This window comes from Arthrobacter sp. efr-133-TYG-120 (genome assembly GCF_030209785.1).
Classification (GTDB): Bacteria; Actinomycetota; Actinomycetes; order Actinomycetales; family Micrococcaceae; genus Arthrobacter.
Genome location: NZ_JARVRI010000026.1, coordinates 194,361 through 215,000, shown reverse-complemented (window position 1 = coordinate 215,000; position 20,640 = coordinate 194,361). Strand labels below are relative to the sequence as shown.

Sequence of the window (20,640 nt, the reverse complement as noted above, 5' to 3'; positions counted from 1 at the left end):
CGCGGGGGCCAGCCATTGGGGCTAGTCGGCGAGGACGGGTTCCTTCTCCTGAAGGCGCGCCGTCTCGTCATGCCAGTCCGAAGTCATCGGCCGCAGCGTGGCCTCTACTGCACGTGCGTGGTGGCCGCAGAAGAGCAGCTCACCGCCGGAGGACTCGAGTACAACGCGGACATATGCCTGGGCCCCGCAACGGTCGCACCGGTCGAGTGCATTGAGTGTGCGGTCTGCAACTGCTGTTGTCATGTTCGGCCTCCTTAGTAGTTCTGTGTATCCATATAACCAGCATTCGAAGCAAAACCATGGCAAGGATGGGTCACGTTCGCTGTCCGCGTATCACATGTGCGTAACACCGGGAAGTGGCGTCCAGCACGATTGGGAGTGGCAGCTCTCGTCCGGGCTCCGGGGCAGCTAGCCTAGGAGGAGTGTTTTTTGCCTCTGTTACACCCCCGAAGGAGCGCCCCGCCCGTGGCACCGAGTTCTGAATACAACGCCCGGCACCTTTCAGTTTTGGAAGGACTGGAGGCGGTCCGCAAACGTCCGGGCATGTACATCGGCTCCACCGACTCCCGCGGCCTCATGCACTGTCTGTGGGAGATCATCGACAACTCCGTGGACGAGGCGCTGGCAGGCTTCGGACACGACATCCAGATCATCCTCCATGCGGACAATTCGGTGGAAATCCACGACGACGGCCGCGGCATCCCCGTGGACCTGGAACCCAAGACCGGGCTCACCGGCGTCGAAGTTGTCTTCACCAAACTTCACGCAGGCGGAAAGTTCGGCGGTGGCTCCTACACGGCGTCCGGCGGTCTGCACGGCGTTGGCGCGTCGGTAGTGAACGCGCTCTCCGCCCGTCTGGACGTGCAGGTGGACCGCGGCGGCAAGACCTACCAGATGTCCTTCCGCCGGGGCGAGCCCGGACGGTTCAAGGACACCGGCTCGAAGCTCAGCCCGACGTCGGTCTTCGAACCGTTCGTCGAGAACTCGGTGCTCGACGTCGTCGGCAAGGCCAAGCGCGGCGTCACCGGTACCCGCATCCGCTACTGGGCAGACCGGCAGATCTTCACCCCGGACGCGAAGTTCGCCTACGAGGACTTGGCCGCGCGCGCCCGTCAAACGTCTTTCCTCGTTCCGGGCCTCAAGCTCACTGTCCGGGACGAGCGCCGGCTCCCCGGCACCCCCGGCGAGAGCGGCCCGCACCAGGAGGTCTTCCACCACGACGGCGGCATTTCCGAATTCGTCGACTTCCTCGCCGCGGATTCGGGCGTCACGGATATTTGGCGGCTCCATGGTGCGGGCAAGTTCAAGGAAACCGTTCCGGTCCTTGACGAAAACGGGCACAGCAAGATCGCTGAAGTGGAACGCGACTGTGAAGTGGACATCGCGCTGCGCTGGGGGATCGGCTACGAAACCACTATGCGGAGCTTCGTCAACATCATCGCCACGCCCAAGGGTGGCACGCACCAGGCCGGCTTTGAGCAGGCACTCCTGAAGACGTTCCGCAAGGCCGTCGAAACGAACGCACGCAAGCTCAAAGCGGGCAACGACAAGATTGAAAAAGACGACGTCCTGGCTGGCCTCACGGCAGTGCTGACGGTCCGCTTGGCCGAGCCGCAATTCGAGGGCCAGACCAAGGAAATCCTGGGGACATCGGCTGTCAGGGCGATTGTTGCCAAGGTGGTCGAGGATGAGATCACCGCGCGCCTGAACTCGGCGAACCGCAACGACAAGGCCCAGTCCGCCCTGCTGCTCGAGAAAATCGTCAGCGAAATGAAGTCCCGTATCTCGGCCCGCGTCCACAAGGAAACGCAGCGCCGGAAGAATGCGCTGGAAACGTCGTCGATGCCCACCAAGCTGGCAGATTGCCGCACGGACGACGTCGGACGCTCTGAGCTGTTCATCGTGGAAGGTGACTCCGCCCTGGGCACCGCAAAGCTGGCGCGGTCCTCGGACTTCCAAGCGCTGTTGCCGATCCGTGGCAAGATCCTGAACGTGCAGAAAGCCTCGGTGGGTGACATGCTCTCCAACGCGGAGTGCGCAGCCCTCATCCAGGTGGTGGGTGCCGGCTCGGGCCGCAGCTTCGACATCGACGCCGCCCGCTACGGCAAGGTGATCCTGATGACCGATGCAGACGTCGACGGCGCGCACATTCGTACGCTGCTGCTCACCTTGTTCTTCCGGTACATGCGTCCGATGATCGACGAGGGCCGGGTATATGCGGCCGTCCCGCCGCTGCACCGTGTGGAAGTCATCAACGCCGGCCAGAAGGCCAACGAGATGATCTATACGTACTCGGAGGCCGAACTACACGTCCTGCTGGCCAGGCTCGCCAAGGAGGGCAAGCGCTACAAGGAGCCGATCCAGCGCTACAAGGGCCTCGGCGAAATGGACGCCGAACAGCTCGCCGAGACCACGATGGATCCGCGCCACCGCACCCTCCGCAAAGTGGGGATCGAGAACGCGAAGATGGCGGAGGACACCTTCGACCTACTCATGGGATCGGATGTCGCCCCGCGCAAGGACTTCATTATTGCCGGCGCAGCGGACCTGGACCGGGAACGCATCGACGCCTGATCCGGTGGGCCTGCGTAGCCCGGCAGCCTGCTCAGTCCAATCCGGTTCAGCCCAGCAAACCCGGGACAATCAGCAAGCCTGTCGGTACAGCGAGCAACATGGCCGACGCCGCGAGGACCAGGGCGCGCTGGGCTGCCGGAAGCGGTGGCCTGGGTGAGAGCAGCCGGCTGACGCGCGACGCCGTCGTACGGGGTGAATCGGCACCGCCGGTGCCGCTCAAGGTGCTGCCTTCGGGGGAAGCGTCGTCGCTGCTTGTTCCGGGCGGGGCGAATTGCTCCACGGGACGGGCGGAACCGCTGGCCACGATCGCGATCGCCTTGATGAGTGTTCCTTTGCTTTCGGTGCGCAGGGCCACGTCATCGGCGAGCATTTCGATCAGGGAGTTGACCGCAACCTGGGCGAGCCGCGTGGTGGGGAACCAGGGGAGTGCCTGGCGCCACGCCGCGAAGGCCCACAAGAGAAGGTCATGGCGTTGCGAGAGGTGGGCATTCTCGTGGATGAGGACGGCCCGGAGCTCGGCAGGCTCGAGGGCAGCCATCAGGCCGTCGGACAGGACGGTCACCGACCGTGCGCCGCCGGGCAGGCAGTACGCAACGGGGGAGTCGTGGTTGATGACCACGGTGCCGGGGCCGTCGTCGGACGGTGAGGCCAGGAGTGCGAGGAGTTCGCGGTGCCTCCGCCGCTGCCGCTCGATCTTGACGTAGGTGAGCAGCAAGGTGAATACGAGATGGGCGCTCAACAGTGCCGCGGCGGACAAAGCGAACAAGTGCCAGAAGCCCAGTGCCGTGGTGGGCTCGTTGTGGAGCACCATGCCGGCCAGGGAACGCAGGCCCGCAATGAGGTTGTCGCCGATGGGCTCGAGCCCATAGACGAGCATGGCGCCGATCATGGAGAGGCCACCGGCGAGTGCGATGGCCTGCCAGAGGACCATTGCCATGAAGGGTGCGCGTGACGGCCATTCGGCGCGCGACAAAAGGACAGGAACCGGCCAGGCCAGCACCAAAGCAAGGACCGCCAGAAAATATGAGGTCCAGAACATGGGGGCTTAGTTTTTGCCGAGCAGCTTGCGCAGCGTGGCGGCTTCACTTTCGCTTACGGAACCGATGAACCGGGCCAGCACGGCTTCGCGGTCCGGGGCGGAGCCGAGGGCCTCGTGCATGAGGTCCGCCGTGTGGTCCGCGCGGCTCGAAACAGCCTGGTAGCGGTGCGGGCGGGTGCCGCGTTCGCGCTCCACGAGGCCTTTCTTCTCGAGGCGGGACAAGACCGTCAGCACCGTGGTGACTGCGAGGTCCTTGCCCTGGTGTCCTGCAATACCATCCGTGGCGGCGGAATCCTGCGCCAGCAGATCACGGAGTTTGTTGGCTGTCGCAGCCTCCTGGCCCGCCCAAAGGAGATCCATGACCGCCCGTTCCAGTTCGCCAAGACTTGCCATCAACGCATCCCTACTTTCCGCACTTGCCTTGCCCGTTTTCGCGGGCTGCATGGAAGTGCGACGATCCAACATTCCTCCCTCAATCTACCGCTTTTCGGGCGGCGATTCTACGTGAGGTAGAACATGCGGCGCGGCGTGTCCTTGCGGCACTGTGACACCGCTGGAAGAGTGGTGAGCACATCGCAGGGGTTTGTTCTACACTGTGTAGAAGAAGTCGGTTCTACGCAACGTAGAAAATGGACGCCGCCAGAGGGCGGCGGAACAATAAGGACAGCCATGGACGCCTTGGAAATCGCACGCTGGCAATTTGGAATCACCACGGTCTACCACTTCATGATGGTGCCGTTGACCATCGGGCTGGGCCTCGTGGTGGCCGTCATCCAGACCCTCTGGTATCGCACCGGCAAGGTGGAATACCTGCGGATGACCAAGTTCTGGGGCAAGCTCTTCCTCATCAACTTCATCATGGGCGTGGCCACGGGCATCGTGCAGGAATTCCAATTCGGCATGGCGTGGAGCGAATACAGCCGGTTCGTCGGCGACGTGTTCGGTGCGCCCCTGGCCTTGGAAGCGCTTCTGGCGTTCTTCGTGGAATCGACCTTCCTGGGACTCTGGATCTTCGGCTGGAAGCAACTCAAGCGCGGCATCCACCTCGCGTGCCTCTGGATCGCCGTGATCGGCTCGGTCTTCTCGGCCTATTTCATCATCGTGGCCAACTCCTGGATGCAGCATCCCGTCGGCGTCACGATGGTCAACGGGCGTCCCGTCATGACCGACGCCTGGGCGGTCTTCACCAACAACACCGCCATGGTGGCCGTACCCCACACGCTCTTCGGCGCGCTGGCCGTCGCCGGTGCGTTCCTCCTGGGCATCGCCTGGTACCACCTCTGGCGCCGCCGCCACGATGGCATTGACACCGTAGGAGCCGATGGCCGGGCCGTAGCAGGCGAAGCCGTCATTCCCGGACGGGACAAGGCCGACTACAAGGTGTGGATCACCTCCCTGCGGATCGGCGCCGTCGTCGCCATGATCTCGTTCGCCGGCACCGCATTCACGGGCGACTTGCAAGGCAAGCTGATGTTCGAACAACAGCCCATGAAGATGGCCGCGGCCGAGGCCGCCTGCCACGACGGCACCGGATTCTCCGTGCTGAGCGTGGGCAACCTCGGGTCCAAGAGCTGCAACGACATTGTGGCCGTGATCGAGGTCCCCGGCATCCTTTCCTTCCTGGCCAAGGGTGATTTCAACACCGAAGTGAAGGGCGTCAACAGCCTCCTTGACGAATACAAGGCCAAGTACGGCACCCACCTGCCGGACAATCCCCTGTACGGCGATCGGGCAGGCCAAGACATCCAGTACGTACCCGTCATGGAAGTGACCTACTGGGGCTTCCGCATGATGATCGGCTTCGGCGGGATCGCTGCCTTTGCCTCGTTGCTCGCCCTGTGGGTGACCCGCAAGGGCATGGTCCCGCAATCCCGCTGGATCATGCGCCTGGCGGTCTTCGGCATCCTCGCTCCTTTCGGCGCCAACGCCGCCGGTTGGATCTTCACCGAAATGGGCCGGCAGCCGTTCGTCGTCGCGCCCAATCCGGACGCCAGCGGCGTCGACCAAGTGTTCATGTTCACGGCCGCGGCCGTCTCACCCGGCGTCTCCGCCGCCGAGCTCATCACCTCGCTGGTCGTGTTGGCCTCCATCTACGCGGTCCTGCTGGTGGTCGAGGTCCGGCTGCTGGTCAAATACGCCCGGGGCGGAGTGGTGTCCGCGATGCCGGAGCTCGCTGAGGCTCGCAGCAGCGAAAAGAAAGAAAAGAAGGACGACGACGGCGGGACGCCGGGTGCTCCGGGCCAGCCCGGTGACAGCGACGACGTCCTGGCATTCGCCTACTAGGAAGCAAAGGGATCTTTCGAATGGAACTGTTGCCTACCGTCTGGTTCGTGGCCATCGCCGTGCTGTGGACGGGTTACCTCTTCCTGGAGGGCTTCGACCTCGGCGTCGGAATGCTCATGAAGCTCTTCGCCCGGAACAACACCGACCGCCGGGTGCTGCTGAACACGATCGGCCCGGTGTGGGACGGGAACGAAGTGTGGCTGCTGACCGCGGCCGGTGCCACCTTCGCGGCTTTCCCGCTGTGGTATGCCTCGTTGTTTTCGGCGCTCTACTTGCCGCTGCTCATTGTCCTGGTGGCCCTGATCTTCCGGGCTGTGGCCTTCGAGTACCGGGGCAAAGTGGACACCGCGCGCTGGCGGTCCGTCTGGGACTGGGCGATCGCCTTGGGCTCGTTCACGGCCGCGTTCGGCATCGGCGCTGCCCTCGCGCTGACCACCACCGGGCTGCCGATCGACTCGAACGGCGACCGCCAGGGCGGCCCCTTTGCCTGGTTCAGCGGATACGCGGTGCTGGGCGGATTCGCCGTGGTCGCGTTCGCCCTGGTGCATGCGCTCGCGTTCCTGGCACTGAAGACCGACGGCGCAGTGCGCCACCGGGCGCGCCGCTGGTTTGTGCGGCTCGCCCCGCTCGCATTGCTGCCGCTGCTGGCATGGATGGTCGCCGTGCAGCTGCTCAGCGGCAAGCCGTTGACGTGGATCCTGGTGGCCCTCGGAGTCCTCGCAGCGGCAGGCGCCTGGGTCCTTGCCCGCCGCGGCGCTGAGGGCAAGGCTTTCGGAGCCCTGGGTGCGTTCCTGGTGTGCGCCACTGCGTCCATCTTCGGCGCGGCGTTCCCCGTGGTCATCCCGTCCACCTTGAACCCTGCCTTCAACCTCACCATTTCCAACGCCTCGTCCTCCGCCTACACCCTGGGGCTGATGAGCATCGTGGCTGCCGTCGGCTTGCCCCTCGTCATCGCCTACCAGGCCTGGACCTATTGGGTGTTCCGCCGCCGCGTGAGCGCTGCACATATTCCCCCCGCACATGGTTTCCTCCCCGCCATCGCGGCAAAGGTGCTGGTGGGCCATGCGGCGCCGGGCGGACCAGCCGCCAAACACTCACCCCACGACGCCGGCGAGTAGCGGATGAAGCCCCAGCTGCCTGCCGGACCCGCCACCCGATCGGCTTTGTATTTCCTTGGCCTGCTGTCCTCACTCAAGGCCTTGTCCCTGGTACTGATTGCGCAGGCCATCGCGGGGATGCTGTCCGGACTTGCGGCAGGCGGCTTGGGGTGGCGCGAAGGACTCCTTTGGGGCGCCGCCGGCGCCGTCCTGCGCTCGCTGACAGTCTGGGGCCAGGGAGTCGCGGCGCGCCGCGCGGCCCTCGGGGTCAAGGAAGAGCTGCGGTCCCGGCTGCTGGGGCGGGCACTCGGCCCCGGGGCAGCGGGACGGGTCGGCGACGTGAACGACGGCGGCCTTGCCGTGCTTGCGACCCGGAGCCTTGATGCACTGGACAACTACTACACCCAGTTCCTTCCCGCGTTGGTCAATTGTGCCGCTTTGCCCTTGCTCCTCGGCGTACGGATCCTCTTCGCGGACTGGGTCAGCGCCGTGGTGGTGGTGCTGACCCTGCCGCTGGTCCCGCTCTTCATGGTCCTGATCGGCCGCCATACCGAGGACCGGGTGCGCGAAGCCCAATCCACGCTGCGGAGGCTCTCGGGGCACATCCTGGAGTTGGCCAAGGGACTTCCGGTGCTGGTGGGACTGGGCCGCGCGGGAGAACAACGCGCAGCCCTTGAGGACCTCTCCGAGGAATACCGCTCGCGCACCATGGGAACCCTGCGGACTGCCTTCCTGTCGGCTCTCGCCCTGGAACTCATAGCCACCATCTCCGTCGCCGTCGTGGCCGTCTTCATCGGGGTTCGACTCGTGGCCGGCGACATGGGTCTGGAAGCAGGCCTGCTGGCCCTCATCCTCGCCCCCGATTGCTATCTTCCCCTGCGCGAGCTGGGCACTGCCCACCACGCCAGCGACGACGGGCGTGAGGCTTTGGCTGCAGCCAACGCCGTGCTGGAGTCGCCCGCGGGACGCCCGCTGAATGACGGGCACGACGACGGCGCGCCCGCCAGCAGCGGGGCGCCAGCCGGCGTCGTGGTCACCGGACTGACGGTGACGTACGCGGGAAGGACGGCTGCCGCCGTCGGGCCCATCGGCTTCAAGGCTCCGGCTGGTCAGATCACCGCCCTTGACGGCCGCAGCGGTTCCGGCAAGAGCACCATCGTAGGTGTCCTCGCCGGCACGATCGGCGACGGTCCACTGGCAACCATCGAAGGGTCCGTCACCGGACTGGAAGCCGGAGCGGTCGCTTGGGTTCCGCAGCATCCCGTCATGGTCGCCGGCACGGTGCTCGACGAGATCATCCTTTACCTGAACGGCGGCAACCAGGACTTCGCGCCGTCCGGCCCTGGATCCACGCCGGACGCTGATATCGCAAGGGCCATGCGTTGCCTGGAGCAGGCCGCCGCGGAGCACCTCGCGTTCAAACATCCTGCCGAGTTGAGCCCTGGCGAAGTGCGGCGGGTGGCCGTGGCCCGCGGCTTGGCGCGCCTCGACGCCGGTGCCACGGTCCTGCTGCTCGACGAACCCACCGCCCACCTCGACGCCGCGTCCGCGGACGCCATCCGTTCGGCGATCGCGGGGCTGCGGGGGGCCGCGACTGTCATCCTCGTGGCCCACGACGCCGCGACCCGGAAGCTGGCGGACAACGTAGTGAGCGTCGACGGCGGGACGAGCGACCGCGTGGCCGCGCAGGAACACTCCGGTCCCGTGGGCCTGGAATCCGCCGTGTCCGTGCCTCCTCCGCTCCGGGGCGACGCGACTCCGGGAACCACACCGGACGGGGGAATTGAACCCCGCACCGCCATCTCCACGCTCAAGGCCCTCGCACGGATCCTGGCGCCCGTCCGCTACAAGTTCGCCGTTGCCGTGCTGCTCGCGGCGCTCGCCGCCTTGTTTGCCGTGGCACTGTCCGGGCTGTCCGGCTGGCTCATCATCCGGGCCAGCGAGCAACCGCCCATCCTGTACTTGCTTGGAGCGATCGTGGGCGTCCGGTTCTTCGGGATAGGCCGGGCGGTGCTGAGGTACGCCGAACGGCTGGTCGTCCACGACACGGTCTTCGCCGCCATGACGAGGCTCCGGGGCGCGCTCTGGGCAACTCTCAGCGCCCGGGCGCTGTCCTTGCGGCGGCTCCTGCAGGGCGGCAATGTCCTTGGAGCTGTGGTGGACGACGTCGATACGCTGCGCGACGTTCTGCCGCGCGTCGTGCTTCCCCCGCTGTCAGCGCTCGCCGTCGCGGTGTCGGCGGTGGTCGCCTCGGCGCTGCTGGTTCCCGCCACCGTGCCGGCGGTTGCAGCGACCGCCGTGGTTGGGCTGGTCCTGGCTCCGGTTCTTGCCCTGACAGCGGACCGCAACGCGGCACGCGCCGAGCAGGAACTGCGCTCGCTCGTTCTGCGCGATGTTGCCGCGGCCCTCGACGCCCGCGCGGAGCTCAGCGCCAACGGCGTCGCCGGAGCAGTCCTGTCGTCCTTGACCCGGAAGGACAACGCGGCCACGGTGGCCGCACAGCGTTCCGCGTGGGCTGATGGAATCGGCCAGGGGTTGACCGTGCTTGCCTGCACCCTGGGAGCCCTGGGGGCTGGGATTTTGGCGGCACCTTCCGTGCAGGCCGGAACGGTCGCGCCGGCGGTGCTCGCCGTCGTCGTCCTTGTCCAGCTGGCCCTCGCGGAACCCTACGCGGCGGCAGTGTCCGCCGTGCGGCAGGGTCCGGCATTGGCCGCGGTACTGCGGCGGATTGCCCAGTCAGGTGCCTTCGATACGCCGGAGGTCGACGGCGGTGTGCTGACGCTGCCGGAACGACCCGACGGCTCTTCGGGGCTGCTGCTGGATGGCCTTGAAGCGTCCTGGCCCGGCAGCGCGCCTGTATTCGGAGGGCTCAGCGCCGAAGCGGTGCCCGGACGCTGGCTCGCGGTCACCGGACCTTCAGGCTCGGGGAAATCCACGCTGCTCTCCGTGCTGCTTGGCTTCCTGCCCGCATCATCCGGGAGGGCCTACATCGGCGGGAAGGCCGCGTGGTGTCCCCAGGAGGCCCATCTCTTCGACTCCACGATTCGAGGCAATTTGCTGCTCTCCCGCCCGGCCGGCCGCAAGCCTTCCGAAGTGGATATGTACAAGGCCTTGGGCGCCGTCGGGCTTTCCGGAGTGGTTTCCGGGCTTCCCGGTGGTCTCGATAGCCGCATTGGCCCCTCGGGTTCGTTCTTGAGCGGCGGCGAACGCCAACGGCTGGCCATGGCCCGCACCCTCCTCACAGGAGCAGCTGTGCTGCTCCTGGACGAGCCGACCGCCCATCTCGACGCCGAGGCCGGGCGGCTCATGATGGCGGAGCTGCGCGCCGGGCTGAAGGACGTCACAGTGGTCCTGGTGACCCACCACCCGGCCGACATCGACGGGGGAGATTCCCGGCTTGATCTCGGCTCGCCGTCGGCGCTCCCGGAGCTGGTGCGCGGGAACTGGCCCGAAGTTACGTTTGTCCGAGCCGCCCGAGGGTAGCGTCCACAGACTCGACGATATTGTCCACGAGTTTCCGGGCGTCGTCCTCCCTGATGAGCGGCGTCGATTGGCCTGCCCACAGCGACATCAGGCCCGGGATTCCCTGTGCCGCCGCGGCGGGCCGGAACTTGCCGGTCAGCCAGTTCTGGATCGGGAACGGGGCATGCACGGAAGGATCGGCGAGCTCCGCGATGATCCTGTTGGGGATGCCGCGAGCCAAACGGCCGCTGAGGGCACGGGTCAGGACCGTGTGGGCGGCGCCGGGTCCGCGCATCGCGGCCAGGTGTGCGGGACTGATGGCTGACTGCCGCGTGGCCAGGAAGGCCGAACCGATCTGGACGGCGTCCGCGCCCAGCGCCAACGCGGCAGCGACTCCACGGCCATCCGAGATACCGCCGGCCGCGATGACCGGAACCGAGACGGCATCCACCACCTGGGGCACCAGGGCCATGGTCCCCACGAGCGAGTCCTCCGGGGCGCGCAGGAAGGAAACCCGGTGTCCGCCGGCCTCCATCCCCGTGGCGACGATGGCGTCCACGCCGCCGGCATCCAAGGCCACCGCTTCGTCAACAGTGGTCGCGGTACCGACCACCACAATGCCGTTCCGCCGGGCCTGTTCAATGACGGCCCCCGATGGAACACCGAATACGAAGCTCAGCACAGCCGGCCGGGCCTCGATGGCCGCTTGGATCTGTTCCTGCAGATCGGGCAGGTAGGCGTCCGGTTGCGCGGGTGGTTCCACGCCCACCAGCTCGAAGTACGGCCGGAGGATGTCCACGTAGGCGGCGAACTGACCGGGGTCCGCGGTTGGCGGCTCCTCGCCCTCGATGGGGAGCCAAAGATTCAGTGCGAACGGTTTCCCGGTGGCCTCCCTGAGGTCGCGGGCCGTGGCCGCAATCCGTTCCGCATCGTAGCCGTAGAGGCCGTACGAACCCAGCCCGCCGGCTTCGCTGACTGTGGCCGCCAGCTCCACCGATGACAGGCCGCCGAATGGTCCGAGGACAATGGGCAGATCAATGGTGAACAGGCGGGTTGCCCTCGTGTCTTTCCACGACATCGCGGCGCCTAGCCGTCCACGTCGTGCAGGTGATGGACGACATCGTGCAGGAAGTACTGGGCGAACGTCAGCACTGTGAACGTCGAGCCGTTGCTGCGCACCCCCGTGCGGGGCCATTCGTCCTCGTGCACGGCAGCGAAGGAGTTGGCAATCTGGGTGCCCTCGGCGGCCAGCTGCCCAGCGACTTCGGCCGGATCCGCATTCGCGTAGTCGCCGTCGATCGCGGCCTTGTCCTGGTCCCAATTGGCGAAGCGGGCGTCGTCCTCCCGCAGCATCAAGTTCAGGCGCTGGTCGAAGAGGCTGAAGACATCCCGCACGTGGCAGGCATACTCCAGCGGTGACCACGTGTGTTCGTCCGGGCGGGTGGAGGCGTCCTCCCGGCGCAAAACGGCCCGCCAACGCGGCAGCATGTTCAGGACTGTCCCCGGGACGGTGGACGGCGTCACAGTGGCGGCGTCGAAGCCGCACTCGGGACAGGGCGTGGACAGGACCCAGGTCCAGTCCTTGTCATCGGGAATGATCGGCATGGCAGTAGTCTAGGGCCCGGATTCCTGATCCGGTCACACCGCACGTAGAGCGCCCTGTTCCAGCCCTGATCAGCCCGATCAGGAGTAAAGTTAGGTGCTGGGGAAGCCTGGAAAGTGAAACTGCCATGCTAAAGGATCTAAACGTCGCCGGCGTGCTCCCTGCCAGCGATATCGCCCGCGCACGCGACTTCTACCGCGACAAGCTAGGCCTCGAACCGGATAACCCGGAAGCCACAGACAACCTGATGTACAAGTGCGCCAACGGCACAGCCTTCCTGCTCTACGAGACGCCCAATGCCGGGACCGCGAAGAACACCCAGTTGGGATTCCAGAGCACGGACCTGGACCAGGACATGGCCGATCTCAGGGAACGCGGAGTGGTCTTCGAAGAGTACGACTTCCCGGGCCTGAAGACCGAAAACGGCGTAGCCACCATGCCGAGCGGAGAACGGGGAGCCTGGTTCCTCGATTCGGAAGGAAACATCCTCAGTATCGCCACGATGTAGCCCAGCGCGGCCGGGACGTACCCTTCAACGGCTACGTCCCGTCATTTCTCGCCGGCGTTTCCTTCTTCCCAAGCCATGCTCGCACCGATGGCATCCACGGGCTGGGAGAGGGGAACGCCGGAGCCGTCGCGGCGGCCGTGTTCTTGTGGGAGGGCACGGGCAACGCCGGCGCTGGATGACGCCTTCGCCGGACCATGGCCCGCCCACCCGAGCAGGAGTGTGTCTTCACCCTTGAGGAAACGGTGCGCCCGCACGCCTCCGGTCGCCCGGCCCTTGGCCGGGTACTCCTCGAACGGGGTGATCTTCGCCGTGCCCGGAGCAGTTCCCGGCAGCGCGCCGTTGCTGCCCGCAATCGTCACCACGACGGCGGCCGGATCATTGGCGCGCACCGTGCCGAAGTGGATGACGTCGTCGCCGACCCCCAGCTTGATTCCCGCCATGCCGCCGGCGGTACGGCCCTGCGGCCGAACGGCGGAGGCGCTGAAACGCAGGAGCTGCGCAAGCCGGGTCACGAAGACGAGGTCGACGTCGTCGTCCTGGGCGGGCTCCACGCCCACCACAGTGTCCTTGTCCTTGAGGGCAATGATTTCCCAGTCTTCGCGGTTTAGCGGGTAGTCAGGCTGGACGCGCTTGACGACGCCCTGGGCCGTACCGATGGCCAACACCGCATCCAGCGGCACGAACGCCACGAGCGATTCGCCCTTGAGCAGGGTGATGAAGTCTTTTGCCGCGACGCCCCCGGCAAGGTTGGGCAGGCCGGACATTGCCGGCAGTGCCGGCATGTCCATGACCTGCACCCGCAGCATGCGGCCCTGCGAGGTGACCGCGCCGATCTCGCCGCGCGCGGTTGTCTTGACCACGGAGCGGTAGACATCATGCTTGCTCCGCGGGCCGGATTCGGCCAACGGCTCCTGATTGGAGGTCCGTGCGATCTGGCCGGAGGCGCTCAGGAGTGCCCAGCAAGGGTCATCGGGGATTTCGAGCGGGAGCGCGGCGGCCTTGCCCTTGCCGGCCGGGACGGCTGCTGCGAGGGCGGCGGCGACGGTGGGGGAGACAGCCTCGGATTCAAGGAGGACTGTGCGTCTCGGGGTACCGTACTTCTCGGCCACTTCGGCCAACTCTCCGGACACCAGCTCGCGCAGGAGCACGTCGGATGCCAGGATCGCCTCGAGCTCGGCGATCTCGCGGCGCAGTTCTTCCTGCTCCTTCTCGAGTTCGATGCGCGAGTACTTGGTCAGTTGGCGCAGGCGGAGTTCCAGGATGTAGTTGGCCTGGATCTCGGACAGGTCGTAGATGGACATCAGCCGTTCGCGGGCAGCCGATGCCTCGTCCGAGGAGCGGATGATCTGGATAACCTCGTCGATGTCGACGATCGCGATCAACAGGCCCTCCACCAGGTGGAGGCGGTCCTTTTTCTTGCCCAAGCGGAAGGCTGTGCGACGGCGCACGACGGAAAGGCGGTGGCCCACATACACCTGCAGGAGCTGGAGCAAGCCCAAGGTCTGCGGCTGCCCATCCACCAAGGTCACGTTGTTGATGCCGAAGGAGTCTTCCATCGGCGTGAACCGGTAGAGCTGCTGCAGCACGGCGTTGGGGTTGAAGCCGTTCTTGATCTCGATCACGAGCCGCAGTCCGTGCTTGCGGTCGGTGAGGTCCATGACGTCGCTGATGCCGCTCAGCTTCTTGGCGTTGACGGCATCCTTGATCTTTTCAATGACCTTCTCCGGACCCACCATGTAGGGGAGCTCGGTCACCACCAGGCCGGTGCGGCGCGCCGTGAGCTGCTCGACCTCCACCTTGGCGCGGGTCTTGAATGAACCGCGTCCCGTGGCGTAGGCGTCGCGGATTCCGTCCAGGCCCACGATCCGGCCGCCGGTGGGCAAATCCGGGCCGGGCACGAACCGCATGACGTCGTCCAGCGTGGCATCCGGGTTGGCGATGAGGTGCCGGGCGGCCGCGATGACTTCCACGAGGTTGTGGGGTGCCATGTTGGTGGCCATGCCGACGGCGATGCCCGTAGTGCCGTTGACCAGCAGATTGGGGAAGGCGGCCGGGAGCACGTCCGGCTGGGTGAGCTGGTTGTCGTAGTTGGGGACGAAGTCCACCACGTCTTCGTCGAGGTTCTCGGTCATCGTCATCGCAGCCGCGGCGAGCCGGGCTTCCGTGTAGCGCGGTGCTGCCGGGCCGTCGTCGAGCGAACCGAAGTTTCCGTGCCCGTCGATCAGGGGCAAGCGCAGCGAGAAGTCCTGTGCCATGCGTACCATGGCGTCATAGATGGCCGCATCACCGTGGGGGTGCAGCTTTCCCATGACTTCGCCCACCACGCGGGCACTCTTCACATGGCCGCGGTCCGGGCGCAGGCCCATGTCGCTCATCATGTACAAGATGCGCCGCTGAACGGGTTTGAGGCCGTCGCGCGCATCGGGGAGCGCACGGGAATAGATCACCGAATACGCGTACTCCAGGAAGGAGCCTTCCATTTCGGAAGTGACGTCGATATCGATGATGTTCTCGGTGAAGTCCCCGTCGACAGCGGCCGAGGCCGCGTTTGAGCGGGAGGGACTTTGGCTTCGTGCCATGGAGTCGGTGGATCCTTAAACGTGTACTGCGGAAGACTTGGCTAGGCTAAGCCTATGGTGGATCAGCCCGGCGCCGGCGTATATCCGGAATATTGGGAGGCCGATGTCGTGCTTCGCGACGGCGGAACGGCCCACTTGAGACCAATCTCACCCGAAGATGCCGGCGCCCTCCAAGCCTTCCATACGGCGCAGTCCGAGACGTCCATCTATATGCGGTTCTTCTCGTTCAAGCCGAGGCTCTCCAGCAAGGAACTGCACCGCTTCACGGAGGTGGACCACAAGGACCGGGTGGCGTTTGTCATCACCATCGGCGGAGAGATCGTCGGCGTGGGCCGCTACGATCGGCTCGATGACCCCACGGAGGCCGAAGTGGCCTTCAATATTTCCGATGTCCAGCAGGGCCGGGGCATCGGCTCCATCCTGCTCGAACACTTGGCCGCGGCCGCGCGGGAGAACGGCATCCGCCGCTTCACGGCCGAGGTCCTGCCGGAGAACCGCAAAATGCTGCGGGTCTTCGCCGATGCCGGCTATGAGCTTGCGCGCAAATTCGACGACGGCGTGGTCAGCGTTGAATTCAACATCGACCCCACCGCAAAATCCCTCGCCGTCATGGAATCGCGGGAACACCGCGCCGAGGCCCGCAGCGTGCGGGACTTGCTTGCGCCGTCGTCGATCGCGGTGGTGGGCGCCAGCCGCCGGTGGGGGACCGTCGGGCACCAGTTGCTTGAGCACATCCTGGATGGTGGATTCACCGGTGCGGTCTATGCGGTCAACCCTGAAGCCTTCGAGGTGGGCGGCATGAAGTCGTTCGCCCGGATCGGCGAAGTCCCCGGGCCGGTGCAGCTCGCCATCGTCGCTGTGCCTAACGAGGAAGTGCCGAAGGTCGTGGACGAGTGCGGGGCGGCCGGGGTCAAAGGCCTCGTGGTCGCCACAGCAGGGTACGCGGACGACGGCGAGCGGGGGCTACGGAGGCAACGTGAGCTCGTGCGCCAGGCGAGGTCCTATGGGATGCGCGTGATCGGCCCCGAGTCCTTGGGGATCGTGAACACGAACCCGGAGGTTTCCCTCAACGCCTCCATGGCCCCGAACCTGCCCCGGCGCGGGGGACTGGGGCTGTTTTCGCAATCCGCGGCCATCGGGGTCTCCGTCTACGCGGCAGCGAGCCGCCGGGGCCTGGGCCTTTCCTCGTTCTTGTCTGCCGGCAACCGCGCCGATGTCTCCGGCAACGACGTCATGCAGTTCTGGGAAGACGATCCCGATACTGTCGCCGTCGGGCTCTATTTGGAGTCGATCGGCAATCCGCGCAAGTTCTCCCGCCTGGCCCGCCGATTGTCGCGGAGCAAGCCGGTCATCGTCGCCAAATCGGATGTGACGGGGCTTCGGCTTCCGCCGGGGCACGTGGTGAGGACCACACTGGCGCCTGCGGCCGCCCTGGACGCGATGATGCGCCAAGCCGGCGTCATCGCCGTCGAAACCATCGAACAGCTCATGGACGTGGCGCAGATCGTGTCCAGCCAGCCCCTGCCCAAGGGCCCGGCGCTCGCCGTCTACAGCAATTCCGCGGCCTTCGGCAAGGTCGTGGCGGACAACGCGGCGCCCCAGGGGCTCGTCGTCGACAGGATCGTCACCGACGTGGATCTGGACGCGGGGATGTCCGCATCGCGGGACGGGCTGCGGCGCAGCCTCCGGAAGAATCTTGCAGACGATTCCGTGCATGCGGTGGTGGCGGCCATGGTGCCGTCCCGCAGCCTCACGATGGAAGCGATCGCGGGAGTGCTCGCTGAATGCGCGGCGGAGGCCGGAAAGCCCGTCGTGGCGGCATTCACCGGGATCCTCGACACTTCCGTGCAACTGGACGGATTACTCGCCCCAAACGGGGAGTCCGGACCTTCCCTTCCTTGCTACTCCAGCGCGGGCAGCGCAGTGGCGGCCTTGGCGGCTGTGGTCCGTTACGCGAAGTGGCTGGACCGGGACCAAGGCGTGTTCATCGAGCCTCCTGGTTGCGACCGCGAAGGTACCCGCGTACACATCGAGCGGCTCCTGTCTGCTGTCGCGGGGGAGCAATTGGTACGGCTCGACGGCGGCGAATCGGCCGCGCTTCTGTCCCGCTACGGAATCCCCGTGGTGCCGTCGGCTGTGTTCGAGAGCGACGACGAAGCGGTAGACGCCGCCGAACGGCTCGGCTGGCCCGTGGTGCTCAAGACCACGGATCCCGCCCTCAGGCACCGCCTGGACCTGGGAGGCGTGCGTCTCGACATCGAGGATGCGGACTCGCTTCGGCGCAACATCGCGCAGATGCGTCGCGCACTAGAGCCCTACGGTTCATCGGCCATAGAGGTGCAGGCCATGGTTCCAGTGGGACAGGCGTGCACCTTCCGGGCCATCGAGGATCCGCTCCTGGGGCCCGTGGTCTCTTTCGGTTTGGCGGGAGACGCCGTGAACCTCCTGGACGATTGGGCGCACCGGGTACCTCCCTTGTCCACGACTGATCTCCACGACTTCATCAGGGCACCCCGGGCTTCCCTGAAACTGTTCGGCTACCAAGGGCTGCCGGCCGTGGACGTGGCCGCCCTCGAAGACCTCGGAGCACGGCTGGTCCGGCTCAAGGATGAACACCCCGAAATCGCGCTCGTGGAGTTCAATCCCGTCCTGGCCGGGACCCGGGGGGCGAAAATCCTTGCCGCCGAGGTGTGGATCGGGAACGCCGCACAGCGCACAGACAGTGCCCGCCGTGCGATGCTCAGCTGAGCCGGCAGTTGACCGCCGGAGGGCCGGACGGTTATGAAGTCCCCAGCCGATCTGTGAAAATGGGGGAATGAGCTCGAAGTCCCCGACGCCTCCGTCCGGTCCGGCTACCACCGGGCACCATGCAGCACACAACCACAGCTCGCAGGGGCAGAGCCTGGACCAGGCACTTCAACGGGCAGGCTTCTATCCTGTCCTGGTTGCCGATGTTGTGGCCGACGCCTTGGACGGGCGCGACTGCCTTGCGCATCTGGTGCATTTGGAAACACATTTCGACCGTGCCGAGGTCCGGCGGCACATCACGGTCCTCGTCCTCACCGAGGACATGCTGGTGATCACCCACGTCGACGACCAGCAGCTCGACGAAGCCGGGGAGCAGATCGTCGCCCAGATTTCCACCGAGTCCGTCCCCGTGGCACAGATCCGCTCGGTCGTCCTCAGCTACATGTATGCGCAGCCGCAGAACTACACTCCCAGCGACCCCGTCAGGGAGCTGACCCTCTCCATTGCCTGGTCCGGAGGCCAGCGGCTGGACGTGGGACCCGCCAGCTGCGGCGATCCCCAGTGCGAAGCCGACCACGGATACACGGGCACCATCTCCCAGGAGGACATCGTGCTGCGGATCAGCTCCGAGGCTGACGGACCCCGGGCCGTTCAGGACGCGAAGGTCTTTGCCCGCGCGCTGCGGGCCGTGAATACGGGCGCTCCCGGACCCTCGGTTCACGCAAGTACCATCTCCGGTCCGCGACTCCGCTCCGGCGTCTTCGGCAACAGGCTGAGCCGCGGGCACCAGCGCTGATGGCGACGTCGGAACCCGTCGCCCAGGACACCGTCCCCGTTACCGGCGCCATCCCCGAGCTTCCCGGCGCGCCGCTGTATGGCAGCAAATCGATCGCCGAGGTTTTCACGAGCGCCGCGGCGAGCATGGGCCTGCCCGGCTTCGACAACAAACTGCACTTGCCCGCATCGCAACGCGTGTGCGTTGTTCTCGCCGATGGCCTGGGGCGCAATCTCCTGAAACAGAAGGCCGCGCACACCCCGTTTCTGAGGTCGATTGCGAATTCGGGACAGGGTGCCGTCCCGGTGTGGCTTGATTCGGCTTTTCCTTCCACCACGGCATCGTCCTTGGCCAGCCTTGGAACCGGCCGCACGCCCGGTGAACACGGCATGGTGGGCTATGACGTCCTGGATCCTGCCCAGGACAAGGTAGTCAACTTGCTCGGCAATTGGGACGCTGGTGTCGACCCCTTGCGTTGGCAGCCGTTCCCGACAATCTTCGAACGGGTGGCCGCTGACGCCGACGTCGTCACCGTGAGCCTGCCCCAGTTCGGGGCGTCGCCGATGACCCGCGCGGCGCTCCGGGGAAGCCGGTTCGTGGGCGGCACCTCGCTCCATGCCCGGACGGCAATGGCGGGGGAGGAAATGGCTGCGGGAACCCCCTCCCTCATGTACTTCTACGTCAACGAGCTGGACAAAGCCGGACACCGCTACGGCTGTCAGTCCGATCGCTGGGAGCACCAGCTCGAGGAAATCGATTCGACGGTCAAGAGGCTCTCTGCCTCACTGCCGGCGGGGACAACCATCCTGCTCACGGGCGACCATGGAATGCTCGACGTTCCCGAGTCTCAGCGCATCGACTATTCCGCCGATCCTGCCCTTATCGCAGGGGTGCGGCACACAGCGGGCGAGCCACGCATGGTCCACCTGTACCTCGAACCCGACGCCCGGGAGCTTCACCGGGACGCCCTGCTGGATGCCTGGCGCGCCCGCTTCGGCGACCGGATCTGGGCCTTCACGCGCGGGCAGGCCCTTGAAGCAGGACTCTTCGGGGTCCTTCGGCCGGAGGTTTCCCCCCGGATTGGGGATGTCATGATCGCGGCCCGGGACACCTTGGCGCTCTACGACGTCCGCCGCGTCCGTCCGACTGCCTTGGAGGTGGTGGGGCAACATGGTTCGCTGACCAAGGCGGAGCGTGAAGTTCCCTTGCTTTGCTTCCAAGCCGGAGGTCCCAAGGGCCGCCGTGGCTGAACTCATTTTCTTCTCCGGAACCATGGACTGCGGCAAGTCCACCCTTGCCTTGCAGATGGATTACAACCACCGTGCCCGCGGCCGGGGCGGGGTCCGCTTCAGTTGCAACGACCGCGCCGGCGGATCCGTCATCTCCAGCCGTCTCGGGCTCCAGACGGACGCCGTGGAAGTCATTGACACCACCGATTTCTGGGACGAAGTTGTCCGACGCCGGACCACGGGCCTCAAGGTGGACTACCTGATCTGTGACGAAGCCCAGTTCTACTCACCCGTGCAAGTGGAACAGCTGGCGCGCGTGGTTGACGAGATGGGCGTAGACGTGTTCGCTTTCGGAATCACGTCCGACTTCCGCACCCGGCTGTTCCCCGGATCCCAGCGTTTCGTCGAGCTCGCGGACAGGGTCCAAGTCCTGCAAGTGGAAGCGCTTTGCTGGTGCGGCCGCCGGGCGACACACAATGCGCGGACCGTGGACGGCATCATGGTGGTTGAAGGCGAGCAAGTCGTGGTGGGAGACGTTGCCAGGGAGGCCGGACAAGCGGAGGTCACCCCGGAGCAAATCGACGCGTCGCAGCCGGTTGTCGGGTACGAGACCCTATGCCGAAGGCACTACATGCGCCGGGTCACCGCTCATGGAGCCAATCTCATGGCGAGCCGGGATCAGTTGCTGCCGTTCGACGTCGACGCTTGCCTTTGGCACGGCGCCGGCTGAAGCCGCAACGAAT

The 20,640-nt window shown here is 66.1% G+C and carries 15 protein-coding genes; 9 read left to right on the top strand and 6 right to left on the bottom strand.

Annotation, left to right across the window (positions count from 1 at the left end; all coding sequences use genetic code 11):
• Positions 1-21 precede the first annotated feature (21 nt).
• Positions 22-243 (bottom strand): DUF7455 domain-containing protein, encoded by a 222-nt coding sequence (locus QRN51_RS15500; RefSeq protein WP_059389114.1) that lies wholly within the window; start codon positions 241-243, stop codon positions 22-24.
• 222 nt (positions 244-465) lie between these two features.
• Here QRN51_RS15500 and QRN51_RS15495 point away from each other — a divergent pair, with 222 nt between their 5' ends.
• The gene (locus QRN51_RS15495) at positions 466-2,574 is read left to right on the top strand and encodes a DNA gyrase/topoisomerase IV subunit B (protein ID WP_284990733.1); all 2,109 of its coding nucleotides are present in this window, start codon (positions 466-468) and stop codon (positions 2,572-2,574) included.
• 46 nt (positions 2,575-2,620) lie between these two features.
• On the opposite strand, the gene QRN51_RS15490 is transcribed toward QRN51_RS15495, so the two are convergent.
• Together QRN51_RS15490 and QRN51_RS15485 are read right to left on the bottom strand one after the other, a co-directional pair.
• Positions 2,621-3,613, bottom strand: coding sequence for a M56 family metallopeptidase (locus tag QRN51_RS15490; protein WP_284990732.1), 993 nt, complete (start codon positions 3,611-3,613; stop codon positions 2,621-2,623).
• A gap of 6 nt (positions 3,614-3,619) precedes the next feature.
• Positions 3,620-4,006 (bottom strand): BlaI/MecI/CopY family transcriptional regulator, encoded by a 387-nt coding sequence (locus QRN51_RS15485; protein ID WP_078105520.1) that lies wholly within the window; start codon positions 4,004-4,006, stop codon positions 3,620-3,622.
• 276 nt (positions 4,007-4,282) lie between these two features.
• On the opposite strand from QRN51_RS15485, the gene QRN51_RS15480 reads away from it, so the two are divergent.
• Genes QRN51_RS15480 through cydD form a run of 3 tightly spaced genes read left to right on the top strand, consistent with a single transcriptional unit; the run spans position 4,283 to position 10,476 of the window.
• On the top strand, positions 4,283-5,896 hold the full coding sequence (locus QRN51_RS15480) for a cytochrome ubiquinol oxidase subunit I (RefSeq protein ID WP_284990731.1): 1,614 nt from the start codon (positions 4,283-4,285) through the stop codon (positions 5,894-5,896).
• A 20-nt stretch (positions 5,897-5,916) separates the two neighbouring features.
• The gene (gene cydB, locus QRN51_RS15475; RefSeq protein WP_284990730.1) at positions 5,917-7,014 is read left to right on the top strand and encodes a cytochrome d ubiquinol oxidase subunit II; all 1,098 of its coding nucleotides are present in this window, start codon (positions 5,917-5,919) and stop codon (positions 7,012-7,014) included.
• Positions 7,015-7,017: 3 nt separating this feature from the next.
• Positions 7,018-10,476, top strand: a complete 3,459-nt coding sequence (gene cydD / locus QRN51_RS15470; protein WP_284990729.1) for a thiol reductant ABC exporter subunit CydD — start codon at positions 7,018-7,020, stop codon at positions 10,474-10,476.
• Here cydD and QRN51_RS15465 read toward each other — a convergent pair.
• A complete protein-coding gene (locus QRN51_RS15465) occupies positions 10,448-11,533 on the bottom strand; it encodes an NAD(P)H-dependent flavin oxidoreductase (protein WP_284990728.1) in 1,086 nt (361 codons plus the stop codon). The two genes, cydD and QRN51_RS15465, sit on opposite strands and share 29 nt — an antisense overlap.
• A gap of 8 nt (positions 11,534-11,541) precedes the next feature.
• Complete coding sequence (locus tag QRN51_RS15460) at positions 11,542-12,060, bottom strand: DinB family protein (RefSeq protein ID WP_059389112.1); 519 nt, start codon at positions 12,058-12,060, stop codon at positions 11,542-11,544.
• A 125-nt stretch (positions 12,061-12,185) separates the two neighbouring features.
• Between QRN51_RS15460 and QRN51_RS15455 the strand changes: the two genes are divergently transcribed.
• A complete protein-coding gene (locus QRN51_RS15455; protein ID WP_059389111.1) occupies positions 12,186-12,566 on the top strand; it encodes a VOC family protein in 381 nt (126 codons plus the stop codon).
• A gap of 41 nt (positions 12,567-12,607) precedes the next feature.
• Here the strand turns inward: QRN51_RS15455 and QRN51_RS15450 are convergent, their stop codons facing one another.
• Positions 12,608-15,145: a DNA gyrase/topoisomerase IV subunit A gene (locus QRN51_RS15450; RefSeq protein ID WP_284990727.1), complete on the bottom strand. Its 2,538-nt coding sequence runs from the start codon at positions 15,143-15,145 to the stop codon at positions 12,608-12,610.
• Positions 15,146-15,199: 54 nt separating this feature from the next.
• Here QRN51_RS15450 and QRN51_RS15445 point away from each other — a divergent pair, with 54 nt between their 5' ends.
• The 4 genes from QRN51_RS15445 to QRN51_RS15430 all read left to right on the top strand — a co-directional run bounded on the left by QRN51_RS15445 (position 15,200) and on the right by QRN51_RS15430 (position 20,627).
• Entirely contained in the window at positions 15,200-17,893 is a 2,694-nt protein-coding gene (locus QRN51_RS15445) for a bifunctional acetate--CoA ligase family protein/GNAT family N-acetyltransferase (protein WP_284990725.1), read from the top strand.
• A gap of 67 nt (positions 17,894-17,960) precedes the next feature.
• Entirely contained in the window at positions 17,961-18,689 is a 729-nt protein-coding gene (locus tag QRN51_RS15440; protein ID WP_284990723.1) for a DUF5998 family protein, read from the top strand.
• Positions 18,689-19,918 (top strand): alkaline phosphatase family protein, encoded by a 1,230-nt coding sequence (locus tag QRN51_RS15435; RefSeq protein ID WP_284990722.1) that lies wholly within the window; start codon positions 18,689-18,691, stop codon positions 19,916-19,918. The genes QRN51_RS15440 and QRN51_RS15435 overlap by 1 nt, the downstream gene beginning before the upstream one ends.
• Positions 19,911-20,627 carry a thymidine kinase gene (locus QRN51_RS15430; RefSeq protein ID WP_284990721.1) on the top strand — a complete coding sequence of 239 codons (717 nt, stop codon included), beginning with the start codon at positions 19,911-19,913 and terminating at the stop codon, positions 20,625-20,627. The genes QRN51_RS15435 and QRN51_RS15430 overlap by 8 nt, the downstream gene beginning before the upstream one ends.
• Positions 20,628-20,640 lie beyond the last annotated feature (13 nt).

Excerpts from the sequence above, each read along its gene's own strand:
- QRN51_RS15500 (WP_059389114.1), bottom strand. The coding sequence starts at position 243 with ATGACAACAGCAGTTGCAGACCGCACACTCAATGCACTCGACCGGTGC.
- QRN51_RS15490 (WP_284990732.1), bottom strand. The coding sequence starts at position 3,613 with ATGTTCTGGACCTCATATTTTCTGGCGGTCCTTGCTTTGGTGCTGGCC.
- QRN51_RS15485 (WP_078105520.1), bottom strand. The coding sequence starts at position 4,006 with ATGGCAAGTCTTGGCGAACTGGAACGGGCGGTCATGGATCTCCTTTGG.
- QRN51_RS15480 (WP_284990731.1), top strand. The coding sequence starts at position 4,283 with ATGGACGCCTTGGAAATCGCACGCTGGCAATTTGGAATCACCACGGTC.
- cydB (WP_284990730.1), top strand. The coding sequence starts at position 5,917 with ATGGAACTGTTGCCTACCGTCTGGTTCGTGGCCATCGCCGTGCTGTGG.
- cydD (WP_284990729.1), top strand. The coding sequence starts at position 7,018 with ATGAAGCCCCAGCTGCCTGCCGGACCCGCCACCCGATCGGCTTTGTAT.
- QRN51_RS15465 (WP_284990728.1), bottom strand. The coding sequence starts at position 11,533 with ATGTCGTGGAAAGACACGAGGGCAACCCGCCTGTTCACCATTGATCTG.
- QRN51_RS15460 (WP_059389112.1), bottom strand. The coding sequence starts at position 12,060 with ATGCCGATCATTCCCGATGACAAGGACTGGACCTGGGTCCTGTCCACG.
- QRN51_RS15455 (WP_059389111.1), top strand. The coding sequence starts at position 12,186 with ATGCTAAAGGATCTAAACGTCGCCGGCGTGCTCCCTGCCAGCGATATC.
- QRN51_RS15450 (WP_284990727.1), bottom strand. The coding sequence starts at position 15,145 with ATGGCACGAAGCCAAAGTCCCTCCCGCTCAAACGCGGCCTCGGCCGCT.
- QRN51_RS15445 (WP_284990725.1), top strand. The coding sequence starts at position 15,200 with ATGGTGGATCAGCCCGGCGCCGGCGTATATCCGGAATATTGGGAGGCC.
- QRN51_RS15440 (WP_284990723.1), top strand. The coding sequence starts at position 17,961 with ATGAGCTCGAAGTCCCCGACGCCTCCGTCCGGTCCGGCTACCACCGGG.
- QRN51_RS15435 (WP_284990722.1), top strand. The coding sequence starts at position 18,689 with ATGGCGACGTCGGAACCCGTCGCCCAGGACACCGTCCCCGTTACCGGC.